Below are 21,423 nucleotides of genomic sequence, written 5' to 3'. Positions count from 1 at the left end.
TGTCTTTCACGCCGCCGTGGCATCGGTGACCGATACCAGCTGCATGATGTTTTCTTCTGTCATCTGTGCGCCGCTGACTTCACCGCTGATGCGGCCTTCGCGCACCACTGCTACCCGGTCGCACAGGCCAATCAGTTCCGGTAGCTCTGAGGAGATGACGACAATCCCGACACCCTGGGCGGCGAGCGCGCGCAGAATACGGTGGATTTCGCATTTGGCACCGACATCCACCCCGCGTGTGGGTTCATCCAGAATAATGAGTTTCGGATTGATGCTCAGCATCTTGGCAATCGCTACCTTCTGTTGATTGCCACCGGACAGCGACGATACCGGGTCGCTGAGCTTGCCACATTTCAGGTTGAGCATGCGCCCCAGATCTGCGGCTTGCTGGGTTTCCAGCGCGCTGTTCAGCACTCCGAGCGGGGATGATACCCGCTGCAAATCCAGGGCAGATACATTGGCCGAAATCGCCATGTCCAAGAAGATGCCATCGCCTTTGCGATCTTCCGACAGGTAGACCACACCGGCCTGGATACTGTCTTGATAGTCTCGTGGGGTCAGGGGGGCGCCATTCAGAAAGGTCTCGCCGCGCACCTTGCATTCAAGGCGGCACACGCCTTTGGCAATCTCGCTGCGGCCAGAGCCGATCAAGCCACCAAAGCCAAGGATCTCGCCGCGCTTCAGGTGGAAACTGATATCGTGAAAGCGATTGCCATCTGTCAGGTTGCGGACCTCAAGGATCATATCGTCGCTGCGATCGGCGGCGGCCAGCTTGGGCGGGTACAGATCGTCGATGACGCGGCCCACCATGGCGTTGACCACATCGTCCGGGCCAATATCTGCAACCTCTTGGGTGGTAATATGCTGCCCGTCGCGAAACACGGTTACCCGGTCACAATTGTCGAATATTTCGACCATGCGATGCGAAATATAGATTATGGAAATGCCCTGATCCGCCAGTTTCCGCATGATGCCAAACAGGATTTGCGCTTCTTTCTCGGTCAGTGCGGCGGTGGGTTCATCCAAAATCAAGACCCGGCACTCCAGCGTCAGCGCCTTGGCGATTTCCACCAACTGCTGGTTGGAAATGGACAGGTCGCGTACCAGGGTCGCGGGTGAAATATCGCACAGCTGGCCAAGAGTCGTCGCGGCTTTGGCATGCAGGTCGCCGTAGTCCATCACCAGGGCGCGGCTGACATTGGTGGCTGCCATAAAGATGTTTTCTGCGACGCTGACATCCGGGCACAGGGCGATTTCTTGATGGACAAAGCCAATGCCCAGCTGTTGCGCCCGTGTGGGGGACGCGATGGAGACGGCCTGACCATCGATCAGGATTTCCCCGCTGTCCGGATGCAGGATCCCGTCGATGATATTCATCAGGGTTGATTTCCCCGCCCCGTTTTCCCCGGCCAGGGCATGTATTTCACCTCTGCGCAGATCAAAATTCACCCCGCGCAGCGCGCGGACAGAACCAAAGGATTTGGACACATCGGAAATTTTCAAAAGCAGATCTTCGGTCATGGGTTTGTCGCCATCGGTTTTGGGCAAGGGGCGGTTGGGGCGGCGATGCGCGTGCTGCATCGCCGCCTTCAGCGTGCGCAGGCCAGTTAGCTTGGGTCGCGATCAGCCATATAGGTGTTCAGATCAAAGCTGTCGGCATTGTCCTGGGTGATCACCGCAAAACCATTGTCAACATAGGGGATCTGCATCGGGTTGAAGCCCGAGACCTTGTAATCGTTGAAGGGATCAAACACATCGCTGTGGGCGGCAAAGAAAACCGACATGAACCCCATGAAGCCCTGCATGCCCTGGTTCGGGTTCAGCGCCATGTGGATGTTTCCGGCCTTGATGTGTTCCAGCGTTGCGGGTGTCACATCGGCATGCATGATCAGCACATCGGATTTGGCCTCAAGGATTGCGGCAACTGCCCCCTCGGCAGAGCCCGCCTCTGGGATCCAGATGGCACCAAGATCCGGATTTGCCTGAACGATTGAGGCCGTGGCGCGATAGGCGGCGTTGCTATCCTGGTTGGTTGCCTGGCGTCCCACCAGTTTCATGTTTGGGTAGTGGGTTTCCATATAGGAAACCAGGGCTGTCACCCGCAGGTCGTGGTTAGATTGGCCGGGATTTTCCAGCACTGCATATTCGGCGCTGTCGCCGATCTGGCTGACGATCTCTTCTGCGGCGAATTTGGCCTCGGCGTGATTGTCCGATGTAATATAGGCGGTGCGGTTCGAATTTGGAGAATCAGCGGCAAAGGTCGCAACCTCGGTGCCGGTCTCAATCGCCCGGTTGATTGGTTCGATAAAGGGATCCGACTGCATCGGGTGCAGCAGAATACCGGCGGGGGCCTTGACCAGATCCTGTTCAAAAGAAGCAATCTGCTTGGTGATGTCGTAGTCAGGTGTACCCGAAAATACGGTGTTGCAGCCAAAGGCTTCGGCCGCTTGTTTGAATCCCTGATAGACAGGCACCCAATAGGGGTGGCTCGAGACCATCACGTTCATGATATAGGTTTCGCCTGGTTCGCAGGCCAGTGTTCCTTCGGCCATGGCGGGTGTCGTCGTCACTGTAGAAACAGCCAAAACTGCAGACGCGATCAGCCTTTTTGTAGTCACTTTCTTCATGTCTTCCTCCCTGAGTAAAGGCTCTTTGGCCTTAAAAATGTGCCCGGCTCCCCGGATTTCGCAAGAAATACCAAAGGCCGAAATTACATTCAGTGCGCCTACTGATCCGCAGCAATCCGGGTTTCGTCAACAATAAATGGGAAAACTATCTTGTAGTGAAATTTATTTCATTTTGACCGGGCTGCGGCTGTAGGGGGCAAGACGTCAGGGCCGTTTGGTCACAATCTGGCTGGATTGGCCCCCGCAGGCATCACCTATGCACACGCCGCGGACCCAACCTCGCGGATAAAGCTGCCCCCTTGGCTAAAGCCATAGGTTGTAGTAGCCTGATTTGACCGTTGCAGGCTTCATGCTCCACTAGCTGCCTTTCTATGCTGGTTTTTGGCAGTGTGGCCCAATTTCAGGGGGCTGTTTTGATGTTTTCTGGCGGGAAAAGGAGACGTGCGATGAAGGTCATCGGTGCTGCGGGGGTTCGCATCTCTGCGTTGCATTTTGCTATCATTGCGATGTCGCTGGCGATGACCATTGGCGCCTGGCTTTATTCCAAACATCAATTGAATATTCAGATCGAAAACCGGTTCACCGCCTCCAAAGAACGCACCATTGGCCTGATAATCGACCGGATGTCGCGCTACGAAGATGCGCTTTGGTCGGGGGTGGCAAATATTGCCACGCTAGAGGGGGAACTGTCGCATCAGGAATGGCGCGCCTTTGCTAATTCACTGAATCTGGAAGAAAAATACCCTGGGGTCAACGGGATTGGCGTGATCTATCAGGTCGCGCGTTCAGAGCGCGCGGCCTTCATGGCAGAGCGGGAGCGAGAGGGGCGAAATTTCAAGATCTTCCCCGCACATGATGAGGAGGTCTTGCTGCCGATCACCTTTGTCGAACCAGAGGCTCTCAATGCGGCGGCTGTCGGGCTGGATGTGGCGCATGAAAACAATCGGCGCACAGGTCTATTGGCCAGTCGCGACAGCGGGATGGCGCAGATTACCGAGCCGATCATTTTGGTGCAGGACAGCGGCAATACACCTGGGTTCCTGTTTTACACGCCATTTTACGAAGGCGGCCAACCCGACACGGTAGAAGAGCGTCAGGCGCGTTTTTCCGGGGTCGTCTATGCGCCTTTCATCATGCGCAAACTGGTTGCAGGTCTGCTTGCCAAGGATCTGCGCGAAATTCACTTTAGCATCCATGATGGTGGCACGCTGCTCTATGATGAACACAGCCAGACCTTCGAGCCGGAATATGACCCCAGCCCGATGTTTCGCGAGTTGGTCGAGTTGAATATCTACGGGCGGACCTGGACGGTTGATATCCGCACGACCAAAGCCTTTCGGACGCAGAATCTTTCGACCCAGCCAACCATAATCCTGATTGCAGGTTTGGTGATCGAGCTGTTGGTGATTGCCTTGATCGCAATGATGGCCCGCGCCAATAGCCGCGCCCAGGCCTATGCAAATGAGATCACCGAAGAGCTGCGGGCCAAGACCGTCAGCCTGGAACGGGCAAATGAGGAAATCGAGCAATTTGTCTATATTGCCTCACATGATCTGAAAACACCGACGCGCGGCATTGGGTTTCTGACGGACGTTCTGGAAGAAGACCTGGAAGAGGTGATCGGCCCGCTTGATACCCACAGTGAAATCAAGGAGCACCTACAGCTGATCCGTGAGCGGCTGGAGCGCATGGAAAATCTGACCAGCGGCATCATGGAATTTTCGCGTATCAACTACGCATCGGCGGATTTGACCGCTTCGCTGCAGATCAGTCGCATCGTTGCCGATTGCGTTGCCGATTTCAAGCTGCGCCCCGATCAGATCCAACTGCAATCTGCTGTGGAAACGCTGTCTTGCGATAGTACGCGCTTTCGCCGTGTGATGGAAAATCTGATTGGTAATGCGTTTAAATACCACCCGGATCGCGAGGCCGCCGAAGTCGAGATTGACATAGAAGATGAAGGCGACACGCTGTTTGTGTCGATTAGCGACAACGGCCCCGGCATTGCGCCGGAGCACCAGAAAAAAATCTTTGATGTGTTCCAAACCCTGCGCAAAGGCACCGACCCTGACAGCACAGGTATTGGGCTGGCTATCGTGAAAAAGGCAGTTACACGTCACGGATATGATATTTATCTGGACTCGACGCTTGGAAAGGGCGCTACGTTTTCGTTTCATTGGCCAAAATCGGAGTTTGCCAGCTCCCTTGAAGAGGTTGCCTGACATGACCCGACAGATGAATGTCTTACTGGTCGAAGACGATGACGTGGATGCGATGATAGCCCGACGTGCGCTGAAAAAGATCGCACCGGACGCCGTCGTTGTGCACGTGCAGGACGGGATTGAGGCCCTGGAGCTTCTGAAGAACGACACCAATCAATGCGCCATTCCACATCCCTATTTTATCCTGCTCGATATCAATATGCCCCGGATGAACGGACATGAGTTCCTGGCAGAGTTGCGCGGCCTTGATACCGGGCATGCCGATACCGTGGTCTATATGTTCACGACCTCCGACAACCCAAGCGATATTGAACGCGCGTATAGCAGTCGCGCAAATGGCTATATCTTGAAGCCCTGCAATCAGGATAGCCTAAGGAATACTCTGGAAACCCTGCAAAACTTCTGGCGTGTGTGCGAGCCGCCGCTTGCGCCGGGCGTTTGATCAAGCCTTGTTCACGAGCAAGTGCAAAACACTGGTTCCCAGAGGGTACGCCATGGGCATCTCTGCTGCGCTTATCTTGCAAACTGCAAGGGATGCGGTGGTGTCTCGGCATTGTCAGTAAGAGAATTCTCTGTAGGCTAAAGCGGTGCACAGGCGCACTCTCAGGTGGTAGTGGCGGAGGTTTTCGATGGTGCCAGTAAGTAGAAAGAGCAGCCGGTTCAGTAATTTGATGCCTAGGGATGGCAAAATGCTGCTGGTCTCTTGTCTGAGCGTCGTCACCGGCATGGCCTTTGATTTCCTGACACCATTGGGGGTGGCGGCCGGTGTTCTCTATGCGCTGTTTGTGCTGACGGCGTTTTGGTGGCAACACACCAAGACATCTTTTGTTTTTGCGGCTGTGGCGACTTGCCTGATCGGAGCCGGTTATTGGTACATTAACGATATCCGGGTCGATCTGGTCATCGTGCAGCTGAACCGTGCGCTGTCGATCTTTGTGATCTGGGCCGCAGCCTTTATCATCTACGCGCAAAAGAAGATGGCCCTGTCGCGTGAAGTGAGCGAAGGCAACCTGCAGGCGGTGCTGGCCAGTGCCTTGGATGGCATTATCACGATCCGCGATGACGGCATCGTAGAGAGCTACAACGCGGCCTGTGGCAAGATGTTTGGTTTTACCGCCGAAGAGGTGATCGGCCACAACATCAAGATGCTGATGCCCGAACCTTATCAGCGTGAACATGACACATATCTGAGCAACTATCGCCGCACCGGCATCCGTAAAATCATTGGCATCGGGCGCGAGGTCAGGGGCCAGCGTCGGGATGGATCCACCTTTCCGATCGACCTGTCGGTGACCGAGGTGTCGACCAGTGGTCAACGGTTATTTTGCGGGGTCGTGCGCGATATTTCAAAGCACAAAGAGGCAGAGCAAGAGCGAGAGGAAATGATCCAAAAACTATCGCGTTCTAACCGGGATCTGGATCAATTTGCCTATATGGCCTCGCATGACCTGAAGGCCCCACTGCGGGTGATCGACAATGTGTCAGGCTGGCTAGAGGAAGACCTGGCTGATGTGATGGATCCTGAAAGCGCTGAAAACCTGCAACTGATGCGCAACCGAGTCGCCCGGATGGAGAGACTATTGGATGATCTGCTGGCCTATGCTCGTATCGGTCAGGGCGAAGACGTGCGGTATGATCAGAAAATCGTCGGCAACAAGTTGATCGAAGAGGCCCTGCTTCTCACGGATGTCCCCGAAGGTTTTGTGATCAATGTGGACCGCAAATTTGCAGAGATCGAACTGCACCGCATGCCGCTGATGCAGATCTTTTCAAACCTGCTGAACAATGCGGTCAAGCATCACGACCGCGAAGATGGCACTGTGACTGTGTCGGTACAGGAAGAAGAGGGCAGATACCTCTTCTCTGTTTGCGATGACGGGCCGGGGATTGATGCGCGCTTTCATGGAGAGGTGTTTGAAATGTTCAAAAGGCTAAAGCCACGCGACCGGATTGAAGGCAGCGGCCTAGGGCTGGCGATCATTGAAAAACTGACGCAGCAATTTGGTGAAGACATCAGCCTTAGATCGGCGGAAGGGGCGGGCAGCACTTTCAGCTTTCGTTGGCCGATTAATCAACCCGACAAGTCCGTGGTGAAAGAAGTCGCGCACAGATATCTGCCGGGATAGGGGCGCAACGGGCAAGAGCAGTCACTTTCTGCTGAGGGTAGAGGCGCATCGACGGTGACAGGATAGGGCTTGATACCGGCTGTCCTGCCTGTCCTGCGGGCCGAAAATCGGCCCAAATATATATGGCATTTTAGCGGCCTTCTTCAAACGATGCGATTTTTCCGCCAGCTGCAAGCATGTCAGAGCCGCGACCAAGCCGTCCAGCAGCATAAAAGACCGCCCTCAAAAGACAAATCCTGCGGTGCTTCCTGTCGTGTTTCCGTCAGAAATGCGTGGTGGCGAAATGATGAAAGTGATTTTTTTCAGTCGCTTGACTGTATTGATGGGGCCTTGGCAGTCGGCGTATTGCGCGGCCCCTGCAATCGCCTTGGCAGCAGCAGTTTGCTTTTATTGAGGTCGGAACAAAATAGGCGGGTGCCAAAATCGCGAAGCGCTGGCAATGACCAGAGCAGGGATGGGCAGAGGTAATCGGGTATTAAGAAACAAATGCTCTTGTGCAGAAGAAATTCTTTCAGGAGCAAGATATGAAGTTTGGAATTGCAGCGACCGTATCGGCGTCACTTGTCATTCTGTCCAGCCCAGCAATGGCGGATGAAGTGACCGTATTGGCGGGTGATTTGCCCCCGATGGTCAACCAGGACGGAACCGGGCGTGAAGCTGAAATCATCTCGGCCGTTCTGGGGCAATGCGGGCATACTACGGTCTTTGTTGTGCAGCCTTTCACCCGTCATTGGCAGTCTTTTGAAAGCGGCACCGGCGACGCGGTTTCGACCGTTCCGGTTGGTATGCCAACCTCAGGTACCCAGACACAATCCTATGTGTCCTATCAAAATGGTGTGTCATACCTGACCTCTTCCGAGCATGAAGCCGCGACCCTGTCGGATCTGGATGGCTGGAATATCGTGGCCTTTGAAGGCGCTAGCAATATCGTTCCGGGTCTGTCGGGCAGCACCGAGGCGTTCAAAACCTACCGCGAAATGGCGGACCAGAAAACCCAAAGCAAGCTTCTCTATGGCAAGCGTGTTGATGGCATCTTGGGCGATGGTATGCTCTTTGCCGAATTCGCGCGTCAGCTGCAGGAAGCGGGCACATCTGCCGGTGTGGATGCAAGCCAACCGATCGAATTCCGGGCCATTTTCGAACCCAGCCCATACGCGATGAGCTTTCGTGATCCGGCCATGGCAGCAGATTTTGATCGCTGCTTTGCCGAACTGGAAGCCGCAGGCACCATTGCTGAGATCAATACGAAATGGACAGACAAATATCGCGATGCCCTCGAGGGCAACTACATGTCCTACTAACTGAATGCCGCCGTTTTCTGGTCGCCAAAGGCGGGTCAGCAAACGGCGGCATCCTCGCCAGGTTACCTGTGATCCCCTGGTTTTCCTGCGGATCTGGCCGGGCGGACCTGGCAGGGGGCAATTGCCTTCGATCAGGAGGACGCGAAAATACGACAAGCCGTTTAATCAACTGGAGCAAAACATGTCGGGACATCTAAAACGATTCTTGAGTATGTCCATCAAGAAGAAATTGTTGTTGCCAATCTTGGCATGCATTGTTCTGTCGAATTTTGCCTATACGGTTTTTTGGGCATCCAAGCACAGCAATGCCTTGATGGATGCCTTTGATGAAGAGATACAATTGGCGCAGAGATTTGTTGTGCCCCCCGTCGCAGCAGCTGTGTGGGACTTCAACAGCGATGCGGCCATGGGCGCCATTCAGGGCGTGGCAGAAATGGATAACGCGCTCTTTGCCGAGGTGGTTGTCGATGGCGGCAGTTTTGCCGAAGTCTTTGTCGACGAGGCACGCCGCGAAGAGCTGAAAGAGCAAATCGCCAACCTTTTGGCAGATGAAAGCCCTGAAAGCACCGCCGAGATCAATCAGGTGGTCTATGTCAAGTTTCCCGTGGTGCTGGCCGACGGAACCACAGTTGGCCAGATGGTCATGGGATTTCATAATGGCACCATTAGCGACACGGTGTCTTCGCTGTATCTACAATCGGCCATCATCGGCCTTGCGGTATGTCTGTTGATCGGGGTGATCGTCTATCTGTCGGCCGCTTCTGTGACGCGGCCGCTGGACCGAATTGTCGATCGTATTGATACGCTGCGCGGTGGGGATACTGAAAGCCCCGTACCGGAAAAACGCCGCCGGGATGAGCTGGGCCGCCTGGCCGCGGCGGTGGTGGAATTTGTCGAGGCCATGCGCGCCAATGCCGAGATGGAGGCAACCTCCAAGGCTGCCGCCGCCGAGCAGGCCGGAGTTGTGCAAGAACTGGCAAACGGGTTGAACAACCTGTCCAAGGGCAATCTGTCCTATCGCATCGAAAAAGAAATGAGCCCGGAATACACGGCGCTGCGGTCTGATTTCAATCAAACGGCGGAAACGCTGGATGATCTGATCGGTCGGGTTTTGGTTACAATTTCGCAGATGGATCAGCAGATTGGTGAAATGGCTTCCGGGACGGATGATCTATCCCGGCGAACGGAAAACCAGGCGGCCACGCTGGAAGAGACAGCAGCAGCCCTGGACAGCATCACCTCGAACGTGCGCAATGCGACAACCCAGACACGAGAGGTCGAAGGCACCATTTCCGAGACCTCTGAAGAAGCGCTGCGCAGTGGTGACATCGTAAAGCGCACGGTGCAGGCGATGAAGGAAATCGACGAATCCTCCGAGAAGATTTCGGCTATCAACAGCGTGATTGATGATATCTCTTTTCAAACCAACCTCTTGGCACTGAACGCAGGCGTCGAAGCCGCAAGGGCTGGCGAAGTTGGCCGTGGCTTTGCGGTTGTTGCTTCCGAAGTGCGCTCTTTGGCGCTGAAATCCGCCACCTCTGCCAATGAAATCCGTGATCTCATTCATGCCAGCTCTGAAAAGGTCAAAGTTGGGGTTGAACTGGTGGATGAGGCGGGCCGGTCGCTGGAGCATATCATCGCGAAAATTCAGTCGGTGTCGACGCTGATCACCCAGATCGCAGCCTCTTCTGGCGAACAGGCCTCCACCATTTCCGAAATCAACGCCGGGATGATCGAACTGGACCGGGTGACCCAGCAAAATGCCAGCATGGTGTTGAAATCCAGTGATCAGGGCAAAAGCCTGCAGCAAGCGGCGTCGGAACTGGCCGATCTGGTGGCGGGGTTGAAGCCTTCTGCACCGGGCACAGCCAGGGCGGGCCTGAACGCGGATGCGAGCTGTGGCGCATATGGCACGGATGATTTTGGCATGGATAGTTTTGATCCGGAGCGGTTGGCCGGTTAAGATCCTGCGGATCTTTGATGGTCCTCCTCGGGGGTATCGGCAACGCCTCGTTCCCAGCCTGTGGGACGGGGCGTTACTCTTTTGATGGCTTGACCTGCACCGAAGCCTGTTTTCCTATTGGTTGAAGATAAAAAGGAAAACAGATGATTGGATATGTAACCGTCGGCGTCACCGATATGGAGAAAGCCAAGGCGTTTTATTGCGATCTTTTTGCAGAACGCGGGGCAAAGGTAATCATCGATGCTGGGCGCATTGCCATGATTGGTGCTACCCCAAAAGAACCGATGATTTCGGTCTGTCTGCCCTATGATGGCAAGGATCCGCAGCCAGGCAATGGAAATATGCTGGCCTTTGCTGCGCAGAGCAAAGAAGAAGCGGATGCGCTCTATGCCAAGGCGATTTCTTTGGGGGCTACCTGTGACGGAGCGCCAGGGCAACGTATTCCTGATCGGTTTTATGGCGCCTATGTGCGCGACCCGGATGGCAACAAGATGACTTTTTATGTCTTTGGCTAGGTGATCGATTTGTCCTGCCGGGGTTTGAAACCCAGCGGTCTTTGGCAGTGAAGTACCAGGTCTCACGGCGCAAGCGGTGAGGCCTTTCTTGTTTCTACGCGGGCCTCATTCGGCTGTTTTCTGGGGGGCTCCTGTGCAGCGACAGTGATCGGAACTGGGGCCGGCCAGCTGGGCAGAGGTCAGCGGTGGGCTTGCTTGCCTGTTCGTGGTCTTTCGCCTAGCTTGCGTACAATTCTGTCTCATTGAAACGATCCTTAGATGTTAGATTTTGGTCTGGTTCTTCTGGGGCTGCTAAGCCTTATTTTTCTGCTTGGCGTGCCTTATCTGTTGATTTCACATATGCGGCTAAAGGCGCAGGTGCGCGCCCTGGAGGCCAGGGTCGCAGCGCAGATGGCGCCGCCGGGGTCTGCAAAGGATGCACTGGTTTCCCCGCCTGTTGCTGAGCTTGCTGACCCACCGACTGCGCCGGGCGATCAGGCCGCCATCAAATCAGGACTGCCTTGGGGCGAGCGCAAGCCCATGCCAGAGGCACAGGTACCAGAAAAGCCGTCTGAAGCATCAAAGTCAGAGATACGACAATTGGACGTGCAGCCCCCAGACGAGGCGGTGCCGCCGCGGGCCTTTGTGTTGCGGCAGGACCGTCTGGCGCTGCTGGTGCAATGGATGCGTGACAATTGGGTGCTGGTGGCGGGGGCAGCCTCGCTGGCGCTGGCGGGTGTCTTTATGGTGCAATACGGTGTCGAGAACGGTCTGTTGACGCCGTTCTGGCGGGTAATGGCGGCTCTGGGCTTTGGTGTGGCGCTGGTGGTCGGCGGTGAAGTCATTCGGCGTCGTGTCGGGGACGAAACCGAAGGGGCGGCGCAGCATCTGGCCTCTGCCTTGGCTGGCGCGGGCCTGGTCACCCTGTTTGCCGGGGTGCTGTCGGCCCGCATTCTATACGGGTTGGTTGAGCCGGGAATGGGGTTTGCCGCCCTGTGCCTGGTGTCGGTGCTGGCGCTGGTGCTGGGCTGGTTCTACGGCGCGTTTTTGACCGCGCTGGGGATCCTTGGGGCCTGTCTGGCTCCGTTTCTGGTGGGGGGGCAATCCCAGGCTCCCTGGATGCTCTACTATTATTTTGCGCTGATTTCCGTGGTCGGGCTTGGGGTGGATACCATCAAGCGCTGGGCCTGGATTTCCGGGCTTGCTCTGCTGGCCCCGATCAGCGCCGCTTGCCTGCTGTATTTGGCGGGCGGGGAGGCACCACATTTCCTGGCCGGGCTGATGGTGATTGCCGCCGCCGGGGTCATCGTGCCAGAGCGCAGCCTGTTTCCGCGCCATGCGGGGCGGGCCGTGGTGCAGATTTTCCAGTTTGGTGCGGGCGCGCGGATGTATCCTGAATTTCCCACCCGGATTTCGGCCTGTGTGACTGGCGCGGTGAGTGGCGCAGCGCTTTTGGTGGCGGTGCAGGCGGATCAAGCTGCAGAGGTGGTTTTTGCGCTGGGTATCTTGGTGGTGCTGCTGCTGGCAACACTGATCTGGATGCGCCAGGCGGTGGCGCTGTTTGATCACGCTCTGCTGCCGGGGCTGGCCATTCTGGCGTTGATCCTGAATGAGGGCTTCAATGCAGGCCCGCTGCTGCAAGAGTTTCACGCCGCCCTGCAGCGCCCGCCCGAAACAGCGCCACCGCAAACCATCTGGGTATTGATGGCAATTGGCGCGCTTGGCTCTGCCTTGGCCTATCTGCGGATGCAGTGGAGCCTGCGACCCGAGGCGGAGACAGAAGTCGATCGGGCGATCTATTGGGCCGTTTGTGCGGCGGTTTTTGCGCCGAGCCTGATGCTGGTGGTGGAGTTCACCTGGGCCCCGGTAGCGATCCATGGCACCTACACCTGGGCGCTGGCGGCGCTGCTGCTGGCGGCGGGGATGACCTTTGGCGCAGAGCGCTGCGCACGCGGGCCGCAGGTGGCAAAGCCTGCACTGCGGGTGGCGCTGTTCGCCATTGCCGCGCTGACCCTTATCGCCTTTGCCTTGTTCCTTGTCCTGTCAAAATCGGCGCTGACATTGGCGCTGGCGGTCATGGTGGTGCTGGTGGTTGTGATCGATCGTAAATACGATCTGCCGACCCTGGCGGTCTTTGTGCAGTTGGGGGTTGCTGTGATCACCTATCGGCTGGTGCTGGACCCCGGCGTGTTCTGGGCGCTTGATCGCGACTATATCGACCAGGATTGGCGCTATGTAACGCCTCTGTGGCAGGTCCTGCTCGCCTATCTGGGCAGCCTTGGCCTCTTGGGCCTTGGCTGGCGGCTGGCGCGGGGACGCCGGGAAAAGACCGCGCTGGTACTGGAAAGCGCTGCCGTGACCCTGGCGGCAGTTTTCCTGAGCGTGCTGATCCTGCGCCTGCTGCCGGAAGAGATGCGCCATGGCCATGCTGGCATGGGGCTCTTGGCGACGGTCTGGACAGCCTGTCTGATGAACCAGATCTACCGGATTTCCTTGAGCGGTCGGGTATCGACAGTGCTGCGCGGGGTATTGGCGCTGGGCTATGGGCTTGCTGCCCTGGGCAGCATTCTGGCGCTGTTTGTCTTTGCCAATCCGCTGTTTTCCTATGCAGAGTTCACCGCAGGCCCCTTGATCTTTGATAGCCTTGCAGCGGCATATCTGCCGTTGGCTGCCGTCTTTGCCGGTGCCGCCCTACGGTTGCCGGGGCGGTGGGGCTGGCTGCGCCGGGCCTGCGTGGTTCTGGCCAGTGCCCTGGGCGCCTATTATGTCAGCCTAGAGATCCGCCGGTTCTGGCAGGGCGACGACCTGAGCCTGCCGGGCGTCAGTGATCCAGAACTGTATTCTTACACCGTCGCGCTGTTGCTGGCTTCGGCAGGCGGGCTGATCCTGGCGTTCTGGCGGCGCTCTGACCTGTTGCGCAAGCTGGCCATGGCAGGGGTGGTGTTGACTATCGCCAAGGTGTTCCTGGTGGATATGAGTGGGCTTTCCGGGTTGATGCGGGTGTTTTCCTTTATGGGGCTTGGGTTGGCATTGGTGGGGCTTGCCTGGTTGAATCGGGTGATGAATGCCCAGTGGCAAAAGCGACCAAAAGGCAACGCAGACCCTGCCAACTAGGTGGGGGCTGGGGCGGAGCTGTCCCTTTGATTATATGCGCCTTGCGACAGGGGCATTCCATGCATAAAGGCGGGCCATATTGGCCCGCCTTTTATATGTTCTGGGTGAAAACTGCCCGCAGATGCCAACGCCGCAGGGGGGGGGCAAGCGCTCGCCGGGGGCTAGAACAGAAAGTCGTCGGCCGTGAGGTCCGCTATTCCAACACCGGTGAGCATCACGCTATTGCCGAGACCATCGCTGATGATCGCATCGCCGCCCACTTCGCTGAGGTGATTGTTCACCAGGTCATCGTAGCTACTGATGCCGCTGACACCCGCCAGTGAAATGATCTCGCCGGTTTCGGTGGTGTCAAAATCGGTGATGGTATCTGTGCCAAAACTTCCGGAAAAGACAAAGACATCGGCGCCACTGCCGCCAGTCAGCACCTCATTGCCACCATCGTCATTCAGGGTGTCATTCCCCGCACCGCCAATCAGCGTGTCATCGCCCCAGGCACCGTTCAGCAGGTTGTTGCCGCTGTTGCCGGTGATCACGTTTGCGCCGCCATTCCCGGTGCCATCAATATCTGCGCTGCCGGAAAGGGTTAGGCTTTCCAGGTTCTGGCTGAGGTCCCGCAGTGCAATGCTGACCGATGAAATCACATGATCGGTGCCATTGCCCTTCGTTTCGACGATCCGATCACCAAGGCTGTCGATATAGTAGGTATCGTTACCGGTGCCTCCCGCCATCTGGTCGTTGCCGTTGTCATCCTGGAAGGTATCGTTGCCTGCGCCGCCAAGCAGCGTGTCATCGCCCCAGGCACCGTTCAGCAGGTTGTTGCCGCTATTGCCCGCAATCACGTTTTTGCGGCCATTGCCAGTGCCGTCGATGTCGCCGGTGCCTGTCAGGGTCAGGTTCTCTACATGATTGCTAAGGTCGCGCAGCGCAACTGACATGCCCGCCTTTATCAGATCTATTCCTTCGCCTTGCTGTTCATGCACCTGGTCCAAGGCATGATCAACATAATAGGTGTCATTGCCGGTGCCGCCGATCATCCGGTCCTTGCCCGCGCCGTCCTTGAAGGTGTCGTTGCCTGCGCCGCCAATCAGTGTGTCATTGCCCCAGGCGCCGTTCAGCAGGTTGTTGCCGCTATTGCCGGTAATTGTGTTCTTGCGCCCATTCCCGACACCAGAAAAATCGCCTGTCCCGGTCAGGGTCAGCGTTTCGATGTTGTTGCTGCTGTTGCGAAGCGCAAAGCTGGTGGAGGCCTCGACATGATCCTGGCCTTCGCCACTGTTTTCTACAATCCGGTCAGTGCTGGCATCGACATAGTAGAGGTCATCTCCGCTACCGCCCACCAGGGTATCATTGCCAGCGCCACCGATCAGCGTATCGTTCCCGCTGCCGCTTTGCAGATAGTTGTCTGCCGCATTGCCGGTGATGGTATCATTGCCAGAGCCGGTGATGGCGTTTTCAATGACTGTGCCGCGGCCAATGGCAAAGTTTCCGACCTTGCCGTTCAAATCGGAAAAGCTGTCGACCACCAGGCTTAGGTTCTGGTTGTAGCTGCGCGAACCCAGATTGATGGTATCGATGCCGCCACTGTCCACAATAGTGAAGGCATAGCCGTGGTCCATATCCATGATACTGCGACCGGTGCTGTTGCCATCGCCATAGGTGGTATTGCCGGTTTCCACATTGGTCGGGACGCCATAGAGATCCTGAATGGCGGCAATGTCGGCGATCTGGGGCGTGTAGACATAGGCAAAATCGGCATCAACCGCTGTGGCCTCATACTGTGAGAAATAGGACATGATGCTCATCTGCCAGCTGTCGTTGGCATATTCCGCATCGTCTTCATAGGTCCCGGTGCCATTGTAGAGACCAGCGTGCCCCAGGCCAAGAGCATGGCCTATTTCGTGGATATAGGTCTGCAGATAGTAGTCTGCATTGGCGCCCCACCACGTGGGAATATTAACCCATGATCTGTAGATGTCACCTGATGAATACACGGAGGATTGGGCATAGGCTCCCCTTTGGTCTGTGTCGTCAAAACTGATATCCACGATGCTCGATGTGGTTTCGACAAATTTCAATCCGGAAACCGCTTCCCAGGCTTCCAGAGCTTGTCGCGCGACTGCCTTGGCAGAGGCCGTCAAACCGGTCAGATTTACACTGAGTTCGTCTCCAGTCGACTCGCTGAAGGAGCGTTTTGCACCACCGTTGGCTTCCCAGTAGCCAGTTGTCAGATAGTCGGCGATCTCGTCAACGGTGTTTGTTGGCTTGGTCGCATAGCTTGTTTCCACGGTGGGCGTATGTGTCGTGTCTTCAACAAAGAGGCGATGATCGCGGTTGCCACAAAACTCACACATGGAACTCTCCTGACCGGGCTGAAGTCACGGGAGTTGAAAGGGTCTGGCTGTCGGTGCTGGCAGGCATAAGGCAATTCTCTATATTTACTACAATATTGATTTTCCGGTCGCAGAGACCGGGCTATATGGCGGGATTTCTATATCGGCAGGTCAGAGACCTCAATCAAAGCATGTGCAAAAGGTGTCAGGTTATGACCCTCCAATTTACTGTCCATGATTGATAACTCCAACAAGGGGCCGTCCACACGTTGGCCCTCTTGATCTTGCCAAACCAGTTGTCCAGAGAGCCGATCTTTGGTGCGACTTTGTTCAAGATAACGAAGGGTCAAACCCGAGAAGTGATCGGCTATTTCAATGCCGGACGGGGCGCTGATATCTGCTAGTGTCAGATCCAGTTCCGGCGTTTTGCTTTTTAGCGCCTCCACCAGGGCTTTGCAGATTGAAGGGTGCTGTTCAAAATCACACTGGAACAGGACTTTCGGCAATTCGTTACTGGACACAGGAGAGACCACGCTAAAAACAAGGGCAGCAGCAAGGGGATGAAGGACAGGTATAAATCGAAGCAATAGTTTTACTCAGGGTGGGGCCGGGCCAGTCTTCACAAATCTTCAGGTTCATTATCAAATAGTTTAAGATTATGGTGATTTGGAGGGCATTATTTGGGCAAAATTATGCCGGAACCCGAAAATAGGTAAAACACCCGTCTAGAGGCTGAGCCGATGTGAGCTTTGCCAGCCTGCGCAAAATGCCTCTCCCCAACAAGATCAGCCCGGCTGGGTTGATATGTGTCGGAGAGAAGGCCTGTTTCATCGCTCGCGGTTACTGGTCGGCTGCCAGTGTTTCAAAGCGAAGGCCTGCTGCCGTGCGCGGTGCAAAGCCTTTCCAATAGCTGTGATCGGCCTGCTCCTTGCCGGTGTCATCCTTGGAGACAACCCCGTCAGCGGCATTTGCTACCAGTTCCAGATAGCTGGCCTTGTCGTCCTCTGCCTTGAGATGCAGCCCCATGAATGCGGTGGCAAAATGCTGGGTGATATTGTTCATCCGGTTGGTATCCCAAACAGCATCGGCGTAGTGCTCAAAGGGGATGAAATCCAGATGGTCCACCGGGTCCCAGCTTTCGATCGGGGCGGGCATGGGGGCGGCGGCGTTGTGGTTGGCGTTTTCAAAGGTAAGCAGATGGCGGCTGGTATTGACCGCGCCTTCAAAGATCTGGCGCATGGCCGCATAGACCGAAACATCGTCGACACTGCCGGCCATCATCAATAGCGGCTTGTTGATGCCAGCCAGGCCGGTGGCATCCCAGAAGCCGGTGTTCATGCCCCAGGGACCAATCGCAACCACGGCTTTCACCCGCGGATCAATCAACGCCGCGTGGCTGTCAGACCCAGCCTGGTGGCGGGCCAGCAAACCGGCGGGGGTGCCCCAGCTATATTGGGTCGAGGCTTCGGTCACACCAGCCCCTGCAAAGACCAGCGCGCCATAGCCACCCATTGAATAACCGATGACCCCGGTCTGGTCGGTATTGATAATGGCACCCAGGGGCCCCTCCAGTGCTGCCATTTGATCAATGACAAACCGTTGGTCCAGTGGACGGTTCAGCAGGGTAGAGCCAAAGGCAGCCTGATCTGAATAGGTGCTGTCGCGGTGATCAATCGAGACGGTGACATAGCCCTTGGTGGCAAGGTTTTCCCCAAGATGGGACAGCAGATAGCGATTGCCGGGGTAGCCATGCGAAATCACCACCATTGGAAAGCGCTCTCCGCTTGCCGGGGGGGCATCACGGGCGGCACGGCCTGTTAACGTCACTTCGGTTTTGCCATCCCGCAGAATGGCCTGGTAACTGCCGCCTGCCTCGGTGCCGACAGCGGCGGGGTACCAGACTTCAACGGTGATGTCGCGATCATACAGCGGCTGCGCCGCGTCGGTGGTATTGAGGATGTCGTGCTGCCCCGGATTGGTGAATTCCAAGGTCTGTACCCCGATGGGATAGGCGCCAAAGGCGGCCAGCTCTGGTGCGTCGGGGCGAATACGGTCAATGCGGTTTTCGGCCAGTGCTAGAGATGGCAGGCTGGTTGCGGCCAGGGCCAGACCAATCCCGGCGGCGCGGATCTTGTTGGACATGTTTGTTCTCTCAATTTGTTCTTGTCGAATACCCCAAAGCGCCCGAGGGGTGGGCAGGGTGGGACTGGCGCCAGCAATAGGAGCGCAATGTAACAGGTTCGCTGCTGCAGCCATGATAGATGACGAGCCAGCACGGGCTTGGGTCAAGAGTTTGTGGCGGCTGCTGCGGCAAAAACGCAGCGTTATTGCCGGGCGGTGTCCTTGGCCGCAGAGGCGGGCAAGATGGTGCAGAGTGGGAAGTATCCGGTCTCTGATTGGGCTCTTCTAAAACCGTTTGCGCCAGTCTCTAGGGGATCTGTGTTGATTAACCTTTTTTTGGTTGAACACTATTGTCAGGAATGGACATATTTTAACCTACCAATCTGGAAGGACGCCCACCAATGACGCAAACACCCTGGCTGGGATTTTCCATTGATCGGTCATCGGGCACGCCAGTGTTTGAACAGATCTGCAGTGCCATTCGCGCGCGGGCTGCCTCTGGTGCCATGGGGCTGGGTAGCAAATTGCCACCAACGCGGGTCTTCGCAACAGAACTTGGGGTGTCGCGCTCTACCGTTGTCACCGCTTATGAACAGCTGGTGGCCGAGGGTTATTTGAGCAGCCAGCAAGGGTCGGGCTATCGTCTGTGCGCGGTGGGAGAGGTGGAGCTGCCCCAGCAAAGCGGCGTCAGCCCTGACCAGGACCTTGCTTCGCCCCCGCAAGAGATGTCGACGTCGCGCCCGTTTCGTGCGGGCACCCCGGATATGCGGCTGTTTCCCTATCGGCAATGGGCCAAGACGGTGGCGCGGGTTTGCCGCGCTGATCCGCAGGCGATGTTTCATGGCACCGGTGGCTTTGGTGCCTGGGCGCTGCGGCAGGCGATTTGCGACCATGTTGCGGAATGGCGCGGGATTTCCGCCCGACCAGAGCAGGTGATCGTCACCGCCGGTGCCACCGATGCCTTGTCGATCTGCCTGCATGCGCTGGCAGTGGCGGGCGACAGGGTGGCGCTGGAGGATCCCGGCTATCCACCCTTGTCGCATTTTGTCACCGCGCAGGGGTTGAGGGCAGACTATCTGCGTCTGGACGATAGCGGTGCGATTCTGCCGAGCCGATCCGCTGCCGCACGTCTGGCCATTCTGACCCCTTCGCATCAATTTCCGCTGGGTGGCGCGATGTCGCCTGCGCGCCGAATGGAGTTCCTCCAATGGGCCCGCGAAACGGATGCCTGGATCATAGAAGATGACTACGACAGCGAGTTCCGCTATGCGGGCCGCCCCATCCCGGCGATGGCGGGGTTTGATCGGTTGCAGCGCAGCCTCTACATTGGCAGTTTTTCCAAGATCTTTTCCAACGCGCTGCGCCTTGGCTATTTGATCCTGCCGGAATCGTTGGTGCAGGTGTTTCAACACAGCATCCAGCGCTTTGGCCCCTTGGCCAGCAGTATGCCACAGCAGCCGCTGGCAGATTTTATCGCCAGCGGAGAGTTTTATCGCCACCTGCGCCGGGTGCGCCGGGTCTATGCCGAGCGCCGTCGCTATCTGTTGTCGAGGCTGGCGCAGGATTTTGGCGCCTATGGGTTTTGCCATGATCATCAGGCGGGCATGCAGGTGGTGTTCCATCTGACCTGCAACCAGCGGGATCGCGACATCTGCGCCGCCGCCGCCGCACAGGGGCTGACGCTTGAGGCGCTATCGGGGTTTGTGCAGCGTCAGACCGGGGCGTCGATAGCCCATAACGGGCTTTTATTGGGGTTTTGCGGGTACAACGAGGCTGAGCTTGAGCAGGGGTTGCTGATCCTGAAACGGCTATTTGACTGAGGTTGGGGGAGGGCTGCCAGCAGCCACCCATAGCCCAACGCAGAGGGGCCGCCAGTGGGGCGCGGGTGTGTTTGTTATAATTGCATCTATTGGTATCGCTGAAATGTTCTTTCAGAAAGTGGAAATAATGAAATCTTAGGACACCGGGCATAAGCAGAGCAGAAGCATAAGTTTTAAAGGACCATCCAAAATGCCACAGCTCCTGTTCCGATTGCCGACACGGATATATGCCCTGGCGGCCTTAGCCGTTGGTTTGGCCGCTGTTTTGACCTTTGTATTATTGTCGCGATCAGTAGAAAACGCCTACGACATGCGCGAAAAAGAGCTCGGCAGTGTGACCGATGCAATGATCAGCATCCTTGTGGATCTGGATGCGCAGGTGCAGGCGGGCGAGCTGACGCTTGAGGAAGCCCAGAAACAGGGCAAGGCCGAGATTGAACTGTTGCGGTTTGGTGCGACCGGTTATTTCTTTGCCTATGATGATAAAAACGTGATGCGTGCCCACGCAGTGGCAAAGCAATTGATCGGTGAAGACCAGTCCAGCTACGAAGATGTGAATGGCCTCTTGATTTTCCAGGAATTCGCCAAGGTTGTCGAAGCCGATGGCGCAGGATCGGTCATTTACCATTTCAATAAACCGGATTCTGAAATCCAGGAAGCAAAAATGGGCTATGTGAAGCTCTTTGCTCCTTGGGGTTGGGTCATCGGAACAGGTGCATATGTATCTGATATTGAAGAAGAATTGAATGCGATGCGCTGGACGGCAATGACCGCGCTGGCAATCAGCCTTGCGATCCTGGCGATTGGTGCCAACGTGATCACCCGCAGTGTGACAAAGCCGGTGAACGCTCTCAAAGACCGGATGCACAGCATGGCAGAGGGTGACACCGAGACCGACATCCCTGGAATCGGCAACAAGAGCGAAATTGGCGATATGGCGCGCCGACTGGAAGTGTTCCGGCAGTCGCTGATTCGTCAAAAAGAGCTGGAGCAGGAACGAACGGACCGCGCAGCAGAGCAGTCAGATGTTGTTTCAACTCTGAGCCGCAGCCTGGCTGCGCTGTCGCAGGGGGATCTGACGGTGAAAATCGGTCAGGCCTTCCCGGCGGATTATGCCCAGTTGCGCACCGACTTTAACAAGACGATCGAAACCCTGAGCGGCACAATGGCCAAAATGGTCGAGGCGACCAACTCCATTCGCAACGGAGCCGCTGAAATCAGCCAGGCTTCGGATGATCTGTCGCATCGTACCGAAAGCCAGGCGGCGACGCTGGAAGAAACCGCCGCCGCGATGGACGAGCTGAC

The 21,423-nt window shown here is 56.6% G+C and carries 14 protein-coding genes; 9 read left to right on the top strand and 5 right to left on the bottom strand.

Annotated elements, in window-relative coordinates; all coding sequences use genetic code 11:
• Positions 1-6 precede the first annotated feature (6 nt).
• Together ACN0VH_RS19895 and ACN0VH_RS19890 are read right to left on the bottom strand one after the other, a co-directional pair.
• Positions 7-1,581: a sugar ABC transporter ATP-binding protein gene (locus ACN0VH_RS19895; protein WP_417702227.1), complete on the bottom strand. Its 1,575-nt coding sequence runs from the start codon at positions 1,579-1,581 to the stop codon at positions 7-9.
• Positions 1,582-1,607: 26 nt separating this feature from the next.
• Entirely contained in the window at positions 1,608-2,552 is a 945-nt protein-coding gene (locus ACN0VH_RS19890; protein WP_417702225.1) for a substrate-binding domain-containing protein, read from the bottom strand.
• A 521-nt stretch (positions 2,553-3,073) separates the two neighbouring features.
• On the opposite strand from ACN0VH_RS19890, the gene ACN0VH_RS19885 reads away from it, so the two are divergent.
• From ACN0VH_RS19885 to ACN0VH_RS19855, 7 genes are all read left to right on the top strand, one after another.
• Positions 3,074-4,849, top strand: a complete 1,776-nt coding sequence (locus ACN0VH_RS19885) for a CHASE domain-containing protein (RefSeq protein WP_417702223.1) — start codon at positions 3,074-3,076, stop codon at positions 4,847-4,849.
• Between the two features lies 1 nt (position 4,850).
• Complete coding sequence (locus ACN0VH_RS19880; RefSeq protein ID WP_417702221.1) at positions 4,851-5,291, top strand: response regulator; 441 nt, start codon at positions 4,851-4,853, stop codon at positions 5,289-5,291.
• Positions 5,292-5,538: 247 nt separating this feature from the next.
• Positions 5,539-6,975, top strand: a complete 1,437-nt coding sequence (locus tag ACN0VH_RS19875; protein WP_417702219.1) for a sensor histidine kinase — start codon at positions 5,539-5,541, stop codon at positions 6,973-6,975.
• A 524-nt stretch (positions 6,976-7,499) separates the two neighbouring features.
• Positions 7,500-8,276, top strand: a complete 777-nt coding sequence (locus ACN0VH_RS19870) for a substrate-binding periplasmic protein (protein WP_278924551.1) — start codon at positions 7,500-7,502, stop codon at positions 8,274-8,276.
• A 235-nt stretch (positions 8,277-8,511) separates the two neighbouring features.
• Complete coding sequence (locus ACN0VH_RS19865; RefSeq protein WP_417702217.1) at positions 8,512-10,239, top strand: methyl-accepting chemotaxis protein; 1,728 nt, start codon at positions 8,512-8,514, stop codon at positions 10,237-10,239.
• A 143-nt stretch (positions 10,240-10,382) separates the two neighbouring features.
• Complete coding sequence (locus tag ACN0VH_RS19860; protein WP_278924553.1) at positions 10,383-10,754, top strand: VOC family protein; 372 nt, start codon at positions 10,383-10,385, stop codon at positions 10,752-10,754.
• A 258-nt stretch (positions 10,755-11,012) separates the two neighbouring features.
• Entirely contained in the window at positions 11,013-13,847 is a 2,835-nt protein-coding gene (locus ACN0VH_RS19855; protein ID WP_417702215.1) for a DUF2339 domain-containing protein, read from the top strand.
• Positions 13,848-14,008: 161 nt separating this feature from the next.
• Here ACN0VH_RS19855 and ACN0VH_RS19850 read toward each other — a convergent pair whose 3' ends face one another.
• The 3 genes from ACN0VH_RS19850 to ACN0VH_RS19840 all read right to left on the bottom strand — a co-directional run bounded on the left by ACN0VH_RS19850 (position 14,009) and on the right by ACN0VH_RS19840 (position 18,319).
• Positions 14,009-16,198 (bottom strand): M10 family metallopeptidase, encoded by a 2,190-nt coding sequence (locus tag ACN0VH_RS19850; protein ID WP_417702213.1) that lies wholly within the window; start codon positions 16,196-16,198, stop codon positions 14,009-14,011.
• A 137-nt stretch (positions 16,199-16,335) separates the two neighbouring features.
• Positions 16,336-16,698, bottom strand: coding sequence for a hypothetical protein (locus tag ACN0VH_RS19845; RefSeq protein WP_417702211.1), 363 nt, complete (start codon positions 16,696-16,698; stop codon positions 16,336-16,338).
• Positions 16,699-17,017: 319 nt separating this feature from the next.
• Entirely contained in the window at positions 17,018-18,319 is a 1,302-nt protein-coding gene (locus ACN0VH_RS19840; protein WP_417702209.1) for an alpha/beta hydrolase family protein, read from the bottom strand.
• A gap of 380 nt (positions 18,320-18,699) precedes the next feature.
• Here ACN0VH_RS19840 and pdxR point away from each other — a divergent pair, with 380 nt between their 5' ends.
• Both pdxR and ACN0VH_RS19830 read left to right on the top strand, forming a co-directional pair.
• On the top strand, positions 18,700-20,118 hold the full coding sequence (pdxR, locus tag ACN0VH_RS19835; protein WP_417702207.1) for a MocR-like pyridoxine biosynthesis transcription factor PdxR: 1,419 nt from the start codon (positions 18,700-18,702) through the stop codon (positions 20,116-20,118).
• Positions 20,119-20,308: 190 nt separating this feature from the next.
• The coding region (locus ACN0VH_RS19830) for a cache domain-containing protein (RefSeq protein WP_417702205.1) at positions 20,309-21,423 on the top strand (1,115 nt) is incomplete at its 3' end.

Origin of the sequence: Pseudophaeobacter sp. (genome assembly GCF_048267565.1) — a bacterium.
In the GTDB taxonomy this organism is placed as follows: Bacteria; Pseudomonadota; Alphaproteobacteria; order Rhodobacterales; family Rhodobacteraceae; genus Pseudophaeobacter; species Pseudophaeobacter profundi.
The sequence above is the reverse complement of the archived record's forward strand: the minus strand, read 5'-3'. Positions and strand labels throughout refer to the sequence as shown.